The sequence below is a fragment of the Candidatus Eisenbacteria bacterium genome (genome assembly GCA_016930695.1).
Taxonomy (GTDB): Bacteria; Orphanbacterota; Orphanbacteria; order Orphanbacterales; family Orphanbacteraceae; genus JAFGGD01.
In genome coordinates, this window is sequence record JAFGGD010000023.1 from 55196 (window position 1) to 69343 (window position 14148).

At 66.0% G+C, this 14148-nt stretch carries 9 protein-coding genes; 4 read left to right on the forward strand and 5 right to left on the reverse strand.

Going from position 1 to position 14148, the window contains the following annotated elements:
• Window position 1 precedes the first annotated feature (1 nt).
• The 3 genes from JW958_03960 to JW958_03970 all read right to left on the reverse strand — a co-directional run bounded on the left by JW958_03960 (window position 2) and on the right by JW958_03970 (window position 4424).
• Window positions 2–916: an MBL fold metallo-hydrolase gene (locus JW958_03960; GenBank protein ID MBN1825398.1), complete on the reverse strand. Its 915-nt coding sequence runs from the start codon at window positions 914–916 to the stop codon at window positions 2–4.
• Window positions 917–1005: 89 nt separating this feature from the next.
• The gene (locus tag JW958_03965) at window positions 1006–2079 is read right to left on the reverse strand and encodes an AI-2E family transporter (GenBank protein ID MBN1825399.1); all 1074 of its coding nucleotides are present in this window, start codon (window positions 2077–2079) and stop codon (window positions 1006–1008) included.
• 251 nt (window positions 2080–2330) lie between these two features.
• Window positions 2331–4424: a S9 family peptidase gene (locus JW958_03970; GenBank protein ID MBN1825400.1), complete on the reverse strand. Its 2094-nt coding sequence runs from the start codon at window positions 4422–4424 to the stop codon at window positions 2331–2333.
• 180 nt (window positions 4425–4604) lie between these two features.
• Here JW958_03970 and JW958_03975 point away from each other — a divergent pair, with 180 nt between their 5' ends.
• The 4 genes from JW958_03975 to JW958_03990 all read left to right on the forward strand — a co-directional run bounded on the left by JW958_03975 (window position 4605) and on the right by JW958_03990 (window position 11176).
• The gene (locus JW958_03975) at window positions 4605–7136 is read left to right on the forward strand and encodes a SpoIIE family protein phosphatase (protein MBN1825401.1); all 2532 of its coding nucleotides are present in this window, start codon (window positions 4605–4607) and stop codon (window positions 7134–7136) included.
• A 109-nt stretch (window positions 7137–7245) separates the two neighbouring features.
• Window positions 7246–8373, forward strand: a complete 1128-nt coding sequence (locus JW958_03980; protein ID MBN1825402.1) for a mechanosensitive ion channel family protein — start codon at window positions 7246–7248, stop codon at window positions 8371–8373.
• Window positions 8374–8427: 54 nt separating this feature from the next.
• Complete coding sequence (gene glgP, locus JW958_03985; GenBank protein ID MBN1825403.1) at window positions 8428–10182, forward strand: alpha-glucan family phosphorylase; 1755 nt, start codon at window positions 8428–8430, stop codon at window positions 10180–10182.
• A gap of 103 nt (window positions 10183–10285) precedes the next feature.
• Complete coding sequence (locus JW958_03990) at window positions 10286–11176, forward strand: class I SAM-dependent methyltransferase (GenBank protein MBN1825404.1); 891 nt, start codon at window positions 10286–10288, stop codon at window positions 11174–11176.
• Between the two features lie 10 nt (window positions 11177–11186).
• Here JW958_03990 and JW958_03995 read toward each other — a convergent pair whose 3' ends face one another.
• Both JW958_03995 and JW958_04000 read right to left on the reverse strand, forming a co-directional pair.
• Window positions 11187–13067, reverse strand: coding sequence for a hypothetical protein (locus JW958_03995; protein MBN1825405.1), 1881 nt, complete (start codon window positions 13065–13067; stop codon window positions 11187–11189).
• A gap of 165 nt (window positions 13068–13232) precedes the next feature.
• Window positions 13233–14138: a DUF4097 family beta strand repeat protein gene (locus JW958_04000; GenBank protein ID MBN1825406.1), complete on the reverse strand. Its 906-nt coding sequence runs from the start codon at window positions 14136–14138 to the stop codon at window positions 13233–13235.
• Between the last annotated feature and the right edge of the window lie 10 nt (window positions 14139–14148).

Here is a 14148-nt window from a genome sequence, read left to right on the forward strand (position 1 = left end):
TTCATTTCCCCGCCTCGCCGTGCAGACAGCCGAGCATTCCCTGAATCGTGTGCCCGGCGTAGAGCCTCTCCCGCCCCTGGATGTCTTCGTCCAGCGCCGGAAAATTGGCGTAAAGAGGGTCCTCCTCCAAAAGGCGGAAGTGCGCCCGCTCTTCCAGGTTCTCCTCGGAAACCGCGGCCAGCTCCGCCACCACCGACGTCCACCAACGGAGCTGCTCGCGCCCCGCCTCGAGCAACTCCGCCGCTTCCCCCCTCTCTCCGTAGTGGGCGAACAGGATCCTCTCCGGCGCGGGATCGAGGGCGAGAAGCGAGTCGATGGAGGCGACCGCCTGGTCGAGGAAGAAACGGGGAGGTGTGGCGGGCCGCAGATAGACCTGGTCGTCCCGTCGGCCCGGGAGGGGACAATGGGTCCCGATCGCCTCGCCGACGAGAAGCGCGTCTCCGCAAACGAAGGAGACGTGGTGCGGCGCGTGCCCCGGAGTCGGCATCACCCGGACGCCCAAGCGCTCCACCGCCGCCTCGTCGATCAGGTTCGCCTCCGGAACGGGCGACGGCGCGCCGTACACGCCGGCCACGCGGCCGAGCACGGCCCGCGAACCTTTCCAGAGCCGGGCGGGATCGACGAGGTGCCGGCGCCCCGACTCATGGCAGTACACGCGCGCCTCGGGGAAGGAGCGGAGCAGGTGCCCCGTCCCGCCGGCGTGGTCGATGTGGATGTGGGTGAGGAGCACCGCGTCGAGCCGGCGGACCCCCTCCGCGCGCAGTTCCTCGACGAGCTTTTCCGCGCTCGACGCCGGGCCGGGGTCGACCAGAAAAACCAGATCCGGCGTCCGGTAGAGCCAGCAGCCGAGAAACAGGCGGTGTCCCTCCAGCTCTTCCTGGTCCAGGTCGATGAGCGTGAATTCCGGCCGATTCATCATTCCCCCTTCCGCGGCGGATCCGCCCCGCCCCCCCGCCTCGGTTCGATCCCGCGGCGCGCCCGAGGGATTCGCGCCCCTCTCCCGCGCTACGTCTCCGACCTCTCCCGGTGACCGAGTTCGTCCCGGAAAGCGCGACCGTAGATCTCCCATATCGTCACGAAAAGGGCGGTCAGGATCGGCCCGATGATAAATCCGAGCACGCCGAAGAAGAGCAGGCCGCCCACGGTTCCCAGGAAGATGAGCAGGTCGTGCATCTGCGTGTCCCTGCCGACCACCCGCGGGCGGAGCAGGTTGTCCGCGCTGCCGACCACGAGACCGCAAAAGAGAATCAGAAAGATCCCCGATCCGATCCGGTCCGTGGCGATCAGGATCAGCGCCGCCGGCAGCCAGACCAGCGCCGTGCCGACTCCGGGAATGACGGAGAGGAAGGTCATCACCGTTCCCCAGAAAACGGGGCCGTCGATGCCGGCGATCCAGAAGGCGACGCCGGCGAGGATCCCCTGGACCAAACCGATCAGAAGCGTCCCCTTCAGCGTCGCCCGGGTGACGCTCACGAACTTCTCCGTCATCCGCCTCTCGTCGCAATCGTCGAGCGGCAGGTAGTACAGGATCCTGTCCAGCAGACGGCCGCCGTCGACGAGAAAGAAAAACATGGCGTAGAGCATAATGAAAAACTGAAAGAGGAAGGAGACCGTCCCCCGTGTCGCGGCGGAAAGGCTGTTGAAGAGAAACTGGCCCGCGCCGCCGACGAGCGCCGCCGCGCGTTGCAAAATCTCGCCGCGGTAGGGGACGAGTCGTTGCAACACCGGCACGCGCTCCAGATAACGGAGGAGGAGCCCCGGCTCCTCGAAGCGGGCGCCGATCCAGGGGCTCACCTCCTCGCTCACCTGAATCGCCTCGCCGGCCACCACGCCGAGAAGCCCGATCAGGGGGACCACCACCACCGCGACGAGCAGCGCCAGCGTGACCAGGCTCGCGGCGGTTCTCCTCCCCCGGAAGAGGGCGAGCAGCCGCCTGTAGAGCGGATGGGCGAGACCGCTGAAGATCGCGGCGAGGAGGAGCGTGAGCAGGAAGGAGCGGATCATGGCGAGGAAGGCCGCCGAGATCACCACGACGAGAAGGACTAAAAAGGCGCGACTGAAACGGATTCGATCGACCATGGCCCGATGGTAACGGATCGCCGGGAGGGAGGGACACGGAAAAACGAAAACCGCCGCACCCCGTAGGATGCGGCGGCTATGAAAACTCGACCGCCTCGGGGCGCCCGGCCGAAACCGGGCAGGATGCCGTTCTCGCTGCGCAACTCCCCCTCGGGGCCGAGATCAGGGCGATCTCCGATCGCCGAACGGAATTATAGTGCATTCGGCGGCCTTTTTCAACCCTCTTGCCGTATCGCGGCGACCGCCCCGGCTCAGCCGAGGTGCTTCATCAACCAGCCGACGACCTCCTCATACCACACCTCGGCGTTCGCCGGCTGCTGGACCCAGTGTCCTTCGTCGGGGAAGCAGAGGAACCGAGAGGGAACGCCCATCACCTGCAGGGCGGTGAAGAGAGAGAGCCCTTCCGAAAGGGGACAGCGGAAATCCTGCTCGCCGTGCACGACCAGCGTGGGCGTCTTGTAATTTTTTACGTGTAAATGGGGACTGTACTTCAGGAATCCGCGCCGGTTTTCGTGGGGCATGCCGCCGTGCTCGTGCTCCTCGAACCAAAGCTCCTCGGTGCTGTAGGCCATCGTCTCGGCATGAAAGATCCCGTCATGGCAGACCAGCGCCCGGAAACGGTCGGTTCGTCCGAGGATCCAGTTGACCATGAACCCTCCGAAGCTCGCCCCCGCCGCGGCCACCCGCTTTCGGTCCAGGAAGGAATGAGCGGCGAGCAGATGGTCGACGCCGAGAAGGATGTCCTTGTAGCAGCGCCCCCCCCAATCGCCCGAGATCTGGTCGGTCAGCTTCTTCCCGTAGCCGGTGGAACCCCTCGGGTTCAGGAAGGCGACCGCCGCGCCGCGGGCGGCGAACATCTGCGAATTCCACCGGTAATGGAAATGGTCCATGAAGGCGCCCTGCGGGCCGCCGTGGATGAGCAGAACGAGCGGGACCTTCTTCCCCGGCTTCGGGTGGGGCGGCCGGATCAGGAAACCGTGAATCGGCGTCCCGCCGTCCCCGGCGTACCAGAACTCCTCCGCCTCGTTCATCTCCACGCGCGCGAGCGCGTCGCCGAAGCGGGTGAGGCGCTCCGCGGTCGCGCCGGCGTCCTCCGGGATCTCCTCCGGCGCCGGCCCGGGCGCCAGATGGGGCTTGATCCCCGCGCCGGGCGTGAGGAGCCAGAAATCGGCGGGGGTTGCGGTCGTCTCGCGGGTGACGATCACCGCGCTCCGCCCCGGCACGGTCCGGAAGGACCCATTGTACGTTCCGAAGGTGAGCTGGCGGATCCGCCCGGAGGAGAGATCGAGTCTGTAGAGCGTGATCCGGCCGCGGTCCTGGGCTTGGAAGAGGAGGCCGCCGCCCGGGATCGTCTCGAACCCGTCCGGGCTCCTGTCGAAGCGGTCGAGCCAGACGCGGGTTTCGCCGCTCTTCCTGTCGTACGCCTTGATCCGAAACTTGTCCGCCTCGTAACCGGGGACGCTCATGCCGAGGTACAAGAGGAGCGAGCCGTCGGCGGCGTATCGCGGATGGCAATCGCAGGCCTTCGAATCGGAGAGGAGCCTCGCCTTCCCGACGGCGCGGATTCCCTTCACCGTTTGGGCGAAAACGCAGTTATTCGTGGAGCGGGCCGGCACGGGATCCGGATTCATCACATAGGCGATCTCGTTCCCGTCCGGGCTCCAGTCGATGTCTCGCTCGGAGCCGAGCGAGATCGGCGGCGCGTCCGCGTCGACGGGAGTGAGGTCCGTCATCTTCCCCGTCACGGTGTCGATCACGACCACGTGGTTGCGACGGCGGTCGCGCCAGGTGTCCCAGTGCCGAAACAAAAGCTCGTCGGCGACCCGCGCGGAGGACTTTTCGTTCTTGAGGCCGAAGACGCGGGCCCGGGAAGGCCCCTCGGCCGGGTCGATCTTCTCCCCCTTTCCGGGCTTCCAATCCGGCGAGACCACCACCCGCCGCGCGAAGGCGACGCGCCTCGAGTCCGGCGCCCAGACAGGCTGGGACGCGCCCCCATAACCGCTTGTCACGCAACGCGCTTCACCGCCGTCCGCCGGCATGACCCAGAGCTGGCGTCCTTTCTCCTTGTCCCGGTCGCTGACGAAAGCGAGGCGGAGCCCGTCCGGCGACCAGGCGGGCTGTCCGTGGTTCCCTGGGCCCGGGGTCAGCTCCCGCACTTCGCGGGTTTCCAGATCGAGCAGATGGATCGATTGGCGGGTCCGATTCTCCTTCGGATCGGGCCGGCTCACCGTAAAGGCGAGACGGAGCCCGTCCGGGGAAACGGCGGGCTGGGAAACGCGTCCCACCGCCATCATGTCCGCGAAGGTAATCGGCTTTTTCCGGGATCGAGTCGTCCTCGTCGCCATTTTCATTCCTCCATTCCGGGGCTTCGACGCGTCCAATGTATCAGGAAAGGGACGCGACCTCCAGACGGACCGCGACGACGGCCGGGGCGGGTTTCCCCTGGATCGCCGCCCCCCCAGAGGTTACGATTCGTCCGGTTCCCTCGTATCTCCATTGGAGAGAACTCGATCCCGAGGAAAAGAATGGAACAGGGTCCTTATCGCACTCTTATGGTGATCGTCTTCGCGACGGTGCTCGCCTACACCGGGGCGTTTCTCGCCCGGGAGTACACCAAGCTGGACCATTTCGTTCACACCGGCGATATCTGGAGTTTTCTGATTCTCGACGACGAGCGGACCGCGATGTACACGGAGGTGGACCGGAACGACTTTCGTGCCCCGCCCTACCCGGCCGCCGGAGACTCCCTCGTCGCGATCGGCGGGCTCCCGGCGACGCGCACCAACTACTTCCGCTTCTTCAACACCGAAACGCCCCCGGGACGGGAGGTGCCGGTTCGTTTCAAACACGACGGACAGACCCTGGAGAACACCGTGGTGACACGCTCCATCCCGCGGGGACTGCAGGTGCGCATCATCAGCCTCTTCCTCCTCCGCGTGCTGATCACGGTGGCGTTGATCCTGGTCGGCTTCTGGGCGTTCCTCCGCCGTCCCGGCTCGGGCGCGGTCCGCGCACTCGCCCTCTTCTGTTACACCATGGCGCTCAACATGATCACGGACCGGAACATCCTGGCCGAGGCGTACGCCTCCTTCGAGCTCCCCAGACAGGACGCTCTTTTCGTCGGCTTCTCCCTTTTCGCGCTCTTCGCGCCCGCGTTCTGGCTCAAGCTACAGCTCCTCTTTCCGGAGACGAACCATTTCTACGAAAAACACCGCCTCCGGGCGAACGCGCTCATCTTTCTCCCCGCCGTACTCTTCGCCGTCCTGATCCCCCTCTCCCGCTCCGGGCGCATCGGCCTCCCCATCCCCGGCGCGGTCCCGGTTTACAACCTGCTCTTCATCGGTCTCGGGTACGCGCTGCTGATCCGGAATCACGTCCGCGCGGACAACTTCCTCGTCCGCCGGCAGACCCGCCTGGTGATCTGGGGCGCCGGCCCCGGCCTGCTCCTCTCCGTCGGGCGGGCGACGGCGAACCTGATCGACCCGAACCTGGAAGCGGGATGGGACACGGCGACCAACCTCTCGGTGCTGAACGCGAGCTATCTGCTCATCCTTCTCATCCCGATCGCCTTCGCTTGGGCCTTCGGCCGCTACCGGCTTCTCGAGGTGGAGGCCCGGGTCCGCCGGGGGACGCGTTTTCTCCTCGTGAACGCGCTCCTGCTGGCGGCGTTTCTCGGCATCGTGTATCTCTTCGGCGAGTTCCTTCTGAACGTGCTGAGCGTGGACGCCCGGGCGCCCACCCTCGTGGTGGGCCTCATGCTCGCCCTCGGTTACGTGCCGACGCAGCGCAAGCTGCGCCCCTTCCTGGAGAAACGCTTTTATCCGGAGAGGGTGCGGATGCGGGCGCTCCTCCGCGATTTCCTGCAGTCCGCCGAGAAGACCACCGACGCCGGCAATTTCTGGGAAGAGCTGGGGGAAAAGCTCACACGCGGCCTGGGCGCCGAGAAGGTGCGCCCCGTGATCCGGCGCGAGAGGAATCTCTACCGCGTTTTGGAGGGGGATCGCTCCGAGCCCTTCCCGGACATGCCCGACCTTTTCGAGATGCTCCGCTCGTCGGACCATCCCGTCCTGATGGACGAGATGATCGCCAGCGAACGCATCGAGATCCGCGATGAACATCGCGAATGGTTCGCGGAGAACCGCGCCGCGGTGCTCGTTCCCCTGGCGACGCAGAGCGGGCTGACGGGCTTCCTCTATCTCGGCCCCAAGAGAAACGGCGAGGACTACGCGCCGGAGGAGCTGGACCTGCTCCGTTCGCTCGCCGCGCAGATCGCGCTCGCCGCGGAGAACATCGAGCTGCTGGAGCAGAAAATCGAGAAGGAGAAGCTGGAGGAACAGCTCAGCCTGGCCCGCCGGATCCAAGAGGGGCTTCTTCCCCGCAACCTGCCGGAGACGCCCGGGTTGCACATCGCCGCGCGGATCCGTTTCTGCCTCAACGTGGCGGGCGATTATTACGACGTGATTTCCCTCTCCGGGGGACGCACCCTTCTCGCCATCGGCGACGTGGCCGGCAAGGGAGTGGGCGCGGCGCTCCTCATGTCCAACCTGCAGGCGTCGCTCCGCTCGATGAAAGACGTGGGGATCGGCTTGCCGGAGATCATGGCGCGGATCAACTCGTTGATCTACGAGAACACGCCCCCGGAACTCTTCATCACCCTATTCGTGGCGATTTTCGACCCCGCGCGGAGATCCCTCGTCTACGTGAACGCGGGACACAACTGTCCCGTATTGGTGAGAAGCAGCGGTGGTGTGGAGCTCCTCTCCGAGGGAGGGCTCCTGATCGGCGTGATGCCCGAAGCCACCTATCGGGAGGAGAGGATCGACCTCGCCGAGGGGGACCGGCTCGTCATGTTCACCGACGGCGCGAGTGAGGCGACCAACTCGCGGGACGAGGAGTTCGGCGAGGAACGGATCGCCCGGCTCGTGACGGAGAATCTCGCGCTCCCGCCCGTGCAGATCCTCGAGATGCTGGAGCGGGAGGTGCTTCTGCACCGCGGCGGCGAGGGCGCGCTCGCGGACGACTTCACCCTCGTCGCGGCCGCTCCCCGCGCCGCCTGATTGCCCGCCGTGCTCCGGCCGCCCCATTCCCCTGTTGACAGAAACGGAGCGATACGGTTCGTTTAGGGAGGCCGTTGCGGAGCGACGCACCCGGCGGGGAGAGGGAGTGATGGAGCACCTGCACCTGGAACGCATCATTCTCGGAAACTCGATTTCGGACTGGCTGATCGTAATCGTCGCGGCGCTGTTCACGGTGCCGGCGCTGCGAGGGGTGAAAGCGCTCGTCCGGCGGCACTACGGCGCGGGCGGCGCGGACGCCGCCTCGCCGGTGAACGACCTTGTCGGCGGCATCCTCTCCCGCACGCGCTACACCCTCCTGACGATCCTCGCCTTTACCGCGACCACCCTTCTGCTCTCCCTCCCGCAGCGGATCGCGGACTGGATCACCTCCATCGCGGCGATCGCCCTTCTGATTCAGCTCGCCATCTGGGCGGACGGCATTCTCGATTTCGCGATCCGCCATCGCCGGGGCGCCGATCCCGCCGAGGCGACCACCCTCGGCGTGCTCCGCTTCACGGGACGCGTCATCCTTTTCTCCATCACGCTCCTCCTCGTTCTCGACAACATCCCGGGCGTGCAGGTGACCACGCTGATCGCCAGCCTCGGCATCGGCGGCATCGCCGTGGCGCTCGCGGTGCAGAACATCCTTTCGGATCTCTTCGCGTCCCTCTCCATCGCCCTGGACAAGCCCTTCGTGATCGGCGATTTCATCATCGTCGGCGAGCAGATGGGCACGGTGGAGAAAACCGGCCTCAAGACGACCCGCGTGCGGAGCCTCTCCGGCGAGCAGCTGGTCTTTTCCAACACCGACCTCCTCTCGAGCCGGATTCGCAATTTCAAGCGGATGAGCGAGAGGCGGGTGCTCTTCGGTTTCGGCGTGATCTACGGAACGCCGGCCGATAAGCTGCGCGCCATCCCGGGAATGGTGAGGGAGATCGTAGAGGCTCGGCAGGGAGTCCGTTTCGACAGGGCCCACTTTAAAGCCTTCGGCGAGTCGTCCCTCGACTTCGAGATCGTCTATTACATGCTGACGCCGGACTACAACGCCTACATGGACACCCAACAGGCGATCAATCTGGCCCTTTTCGAACGATTCACCCGCGAAGGGATCGATTTCGCCTTCCCGACGCGGACCCTACACGCCGGCGAAGGCTGGGAATCCCGGCCCGCGCGCGCCGTCGATCCGAAGAGCGATCTCCGTCCCGGCGGGGACACGGAGCCCCGAGGATCCGCCTAGGGACGGGCGCGCCTTCCACCCCGCCGCCGCCGGCGGGCGAGGAGACCGAACATCATGCGGGACTGCCGAATCGCCTACTTCTCCATGGAGCTGGCGCTCAAGACGAACATCCCCACCTACAGCGGCGGCCTCGGCGTGCTCGCCGGGGACACCATCCGCTCCGCCGCAGACCTCGGCGTACCGCTGTTGGCCGTCACGCTGCTCCATCGGAAGGGCTATCTCTACCAGCGTCTCGACGCCGAGGGAAATCAGACCGAGGAACCGGTGGAATGGGTGGTGGAGGATTTCCTCACCGAAACACCGGCGCGCGTTTCCGTGACCATCGGCGGGCGGCAGGTCGCCGTCCGGGCCTGGCGTTACGACGTGAAAGGGGTGACCGGCTCGACGGTCCCGGTCTTCCTTCTCGACACGGATCTCCCCGAAAACGACGAACAGGACCGGGAACTCACCAACCGCCTCTACGGCGGGGACACCCGCTACCGCTTCAGCCAGGAGATCGTGCTCGGCATCGGCGGCGTGCGGATGCTGCGCGCACTCGGCTGCGAGAATGTGCAACGCTTTCACATGAACGAGGGCCACGCGGCCCTGCTTACGTTGGAACTGCTCGATGAGGAAGCGCGCCGTGCGGGGCGCGAACGGCTGGTCCGGGAAGACATCGACAAGGTCCGTGAGATGTGCGTCTTCACCACCCACACGCCGGTCCCCGCCGGCCACGATCAGTTTCCACTCGACATGGTGGCGGAGTTGCTCGGTCCTCACGACATTTTCCGGGAACTCAAGGGAGAATTTTCCCTCGACGTGATGCACCAGGTTCTCAAAGTGAAGGATCACGGATTCGACACGGGCAAGATCCCCGCCGAAGGCGAAGCCCTCAACATGACCTATCTCGCCCTCAATCTGAGCGGCTACGTGAACGGAGTGGCGAAGCGCCACGGCGAACTCTCCCGGCTGATGTTCGCCGGCTACCACGTGGAGGCGATCACCAACGGCGTTCACGCCGCAACCTGGGTGAGCGAGCCCTTCGGAAAATTGTACGACGAGTCGATCCCGGGATGGCGGGAGGACAACTTCAGCCTGCGCTCGGCGCTGGCGATCCCGAACGACCGCCTCTGGGCGGCCCACGCCGAAGCCAAGGAGACTCTTCTCCAACGTGTCAACCGCGAGACCAACGTGGGGATGGACGTAGCCCACCTCACCCTCGGCTTCGCTCGGCGCGCCACCGGATATAAACGCGCCGATCTCCTCTTCTCCGACATGGACCGTCTCGCGCGGATCGTCGCCGAGCGGGGGCCGATCCAGATCGTCTACGCCGGGAAAGCACACCCCAAGGACGAGACCGGCAAGGAACTGATCCGGCGTATCTTCCGCGCAATGGAGGCGCTTAAGGGACGAATCAAAATCGCCTACCTGGCGAACTACGACATGGCCCTCGGCCTGCTGATGACCTCCGGCGTGGACATCTGGCTCAACACGCCGCAACCGCCGAACGAAGCGTCCGGCACGAGCGGAATGAAGGCGGCGCTGAACGGCGTTCCTTCGCTCAGCGTGCTCGACGGCTGGTGGATCGAGGGTTGCATCGAGGGGATCACCGGCTGGAGCATCGGCCGGGACGGCGTCACCGGGAACATCCAGGACTCGACGCGCGACGCGGACGATCTCTACGCCAAGCTGGAGAAGACCGTGCTTCCCTGGTTCTACGACGACCGGAACCGCTTCATCAACGTGATGCGCCACACCGTCGCCCTGAACGGCTCTTTCTTTAACACGCAAAGAATGGTTCAGCAATACGTAGTGAACGCCTACCTGTGAGAAACGATCGTGGGACGCCGACCCGGCCGGCGCGCCTCTCCGGAAGGGGGATGCTTCCCCCGTCCCGCAACGAAACGAGCCGGCCGGTAGGGAGAAACGGAACATGAGCGAAGGAAAACCGGCGGACGGCGGCGCGGTCGAGCGGATCCTCGGGGGTTGGCGCTATTTCGGACACCCGATCCGTCCCGGCGCGGCGGAGATCGCCGCGGTGGAGCGGCGGCTCGCGGAGATCGAACGGCCGAGAACCCTCGCCCTCGGGGCGACGCCGGAGCTGGTGGACCTCGCGATCGGTCGAAACGCCCGGCGGGTCGTCCTCATCGATTGGAACGAGGACGCCGCCGAGGCGATGCGGCGCCTCGCCTCGCGGGACTGGTCCGGCGTGGAGAGGATCGTCTCCGATTGGCGCGAGCCCCGAAAAGAGCTGGAAGGCGGCTTCGACGCCGCCATCGGCGACGGCACGTTCACCTTCATGCGTTTCCCGGAGGACTGGCGGCTTCTCTTCGGCATCCTGGCGCGATACATCGTCCCCGGCGGCTTGATCGCCACGCGCGAGCTTTTCCTTCCGCCCGAACCCTTCGATTTCCCGTCGCGCGTCGACGCGGCGCTCGAACGATACGAGGCGGAGGCGCCCGAGGCCGAGCCGGAGCGCCGTTTCATTCTTTTCCGAAACATGCTGGCGGAGTTGCGGATGGGGTCCGTGCTCGCCGCCACGGACGGCGGCGGCCGCGTGGACTCGGCGGCGCGGGCGGCTTGGCACGAACGCCTGGGGAAAGATCTCGCACACCGCTACCCGGACGGGGATCCGGCGATGGCGGTGGACGCGGTCTTCGGCGAACGATCGAAGGCGCGCCCCATGGAAGCCATATCGACGATCACCACCGGAGAAGCCGAAAAGCTGATCGGGGAACTCGGTTTCCGGATGGAGTCGAACGATCCGATCGGGAGCGCCCCCGCGCCCGGCGCTCTCCGCCTCATGGTCGCCCGCCGCGTCTGAAAAGGGGATCCTATCCGTCGAACGGTTCGGGACGTTCTCCTTCGAAGAACTGGCGCAACCAATTCTCCAGGGTGAGCAGGGGCCAGAGCACCCGGGTGCGATCGATCCGTCCGTTGAAGTGCTCTTCCGCGAGGCGTGCCACCCCCTTCGGGTCGGCGACGCCGAAGGCGCCGAGCAGGTCGGCGCGGAGATCCCGTTCCGCGCGGGACCGGAAGGGGCCGCGGAGCCAGGTGTCGTAGTCGAAGGTCCTCTTCCTTTGGGCGAAACGGGCGCGGCCGCCGGTGACGCCGGCGATCCACCGCTTCCCCCGTTCCACGCGCCACTTCCAGAAGAGCTGCCACAGCGTCGGGTCGGCGGGCAGCCCGGGGCCTTGGCACCCGATGCGGGACAGCTCCGGAAAGTGGCGGCGGATCAGCCTGTGGTACACCTCCCGGTCCACGAACAACTTGCCGGGGATGGTGACGGCGTAGTCGAAGAGATCGTAATCGCAGAAGGGTTGCCGCACCTCCATGACGGCGCGCATGTAGCGCGCGCCGGTGTTGGTGAAGCGGGGCAGGCGGTTCCGTATGCCGACGCGGGCGCTGAGGAGCGGCGGGAAAGCCGGAGCCTTTTCGCCGAGAGATGCGCGCACCGATTCGCGCGGTCCTTCCCGAAAAGCATCGGCGAAGGGGCCGGCGAGAACGCCGCGCGTCTCCTCCGGTTTCACCTCCGTCCGGGCTTCCATGTAGTAGTCCAGGAAGACTTCTGCCCGCACCGGATTCAGTATGTCAAATCCCGGAATGCCGGCGGCGTAGAAGAAGAGCGACGCGGGGGGCGCTCCCTCGAGAAGCGCGTCCACGTGGCGCCGGACGAGGGGGAAGAGGATCGAGATGTGCCCGTGTTTGGCGTTCACCATTCCGTCGGTGAACCAGATGTATCGGTCCAGGTCCGCCAGCACCGATTCGGGAGTCAGATCCACGTCGTGATGGACGGCGCCCACGGCGCGCGCGACCTCGCGCCCGTAAAGGCGGTCATGGCAACCGCGCAGACCGAATGTGAATGTATGAAATTCCGAGAGGTCCCTCGGCGTAGCCGCCGCGATCAGCCGTGTGTCCTTACCGCCGGAGAGGGTGCTCCCCGTGGCCGGCGCCTTACGCGTTCTTTTCTCCACCGCCCGCTTCATGAGTCGCACGTATTCATCGACCCATTCCCGCTCGCTGATGATCGGATAGGTTTCGGGAAAGGGGAGAGACCAGTAGGCGCGCGTCTCCATCCGTCCCTCCCGGAACCGGGCGATCGACGCGGGCGGAACCAGTTCCACGCCGCTCAGAAGCGTGCGCCGGCCGTAGATGTACTGGAAGGCGATCAGGTCGGCCACGGCGCGGGGGTCGAGGCGCTTCTCGATGGCGTCGAAGGCGAGTGTCCCCTTCAGGTCCGGGAAGAACGCAACGCCCCCACCGGGAAGCGGAGCCCAGAGGATCTGGCGGCTGCCGAAACGATCGGTGAGGAGCGTGACCTCGCCGGCCTCCTCCCGGAGAACGGCGACGGCCCAACTGCCGTCCAGGTCGCGGAACGATTCGGGTCCTTCGTCGAGAAAAAGACGGAGCAGGAGTTCCGGCTCGGAGGGGTTCGCGCCGAGACGCGCTCCGGCGCCGCGAAGGCGGGCGGCGAGTCGCTCCGGCTCGGTGATTTCGCCGTCCAGGACGAGTCGGGCGCCGGTCGCCTCGTCCCGAACCGGTTGCGACACGTGGTGGAGCAGGCCGAGGTGGAGGACGCCGAGGGCGGAGCGCGCCCCATGCCGGCCATCGATTCTCTCCCGCGCGGAGAAGCGGATCGCCTCGCCGAGACGTTCCAACGTCTCTTCGGGCCGCGCCTTGCCGGTTGGGTCGATAAAACCGAATACGCCCGCCATCGCCGCCCACACGAAAAAAGAGTAGTGGATAGAACGCCCAGGGCCGGATTATAGCAGGGAACGAAAGACGGGCCAACAGGTTCGAGAAGGGATTCTAAAAAGAGAAGGGGCGCTCCGGACCGTTCCGGGGCGCCCTTCTTCCTTCCCGTCGATCGAAGGAGAGGCCTAGTTTTTCTCGATGCTCACGTCGCCGCTGAAGGTCTCGATCCGCACGTCCGCGCCGCCGCCGCCGGTGGTGAAGTTCAGCTCGCGCCCCGAAGTGTAGCGGCTCGTCCGGCGCCCGTCGGAGCCGAAATCATTGTCGATATCCCCGCTGAAGGTCTGCACGTCGAAAGACGCCTTGGTGTCCCCCTCGATTTCCAGGGTCACGTCGCCGCTGTGCGATTGGAAACGGTACGTCCCTTCCCCGGCGAATTTTCCATGGAAGAACATGTCCCCCGACAAGGTCTCGACCCGCAACCGATCGATCCCGCCGGCGGCCAGAACGCGGACATCCCCGCTCGTGGAATGGAGGTCCGCCCCTCCCTCGAAACGGTCCAGCTCGATGTCGCCCGAGACGGTTTCCACGCGAAAGCGCCCGCCGCTCCCTTTGAGCCTTACGTTCCCGCTGACCGCCTCCACCTCCGCCTCATTCATCTTCCCCTCGACGTCGACCTCGCCGCTCACGCTCTCGACGATCAGCCCGCCCAGGAAATCCCGCACCTCCAGGTCGGCGCTGATCGCGGAGAAATCGACCACACATCGCTCCGGGACGTGAAGCGTCAGATAGGCGTCCCCTTCGTTGGTCCGCCTGTTTTCGAGCAAGACCACCCGGACGGACAACCGCTTCGCGTCGCCGTCGATTTCGAGCTCCTCGACGTCGTCCTCCAGCTCTCCCTCGATGCGAACCTCTTTCTTGTTCCAGCCGATCACGTGGACGGACCCGGAGAGAATCTCGATTTCCAGCCGGCCGTCGCCGTCGAGCGCGCGCGTCTCGTCCACGGGGCGATCCGCCGAAGCGTCGCCGGCGAAGAGCGCGAGCAGCAGGACCAACCCGCCGATCCATCCGGCCGTTTGGGTCAACCTTTTCATCGCTTCCCTT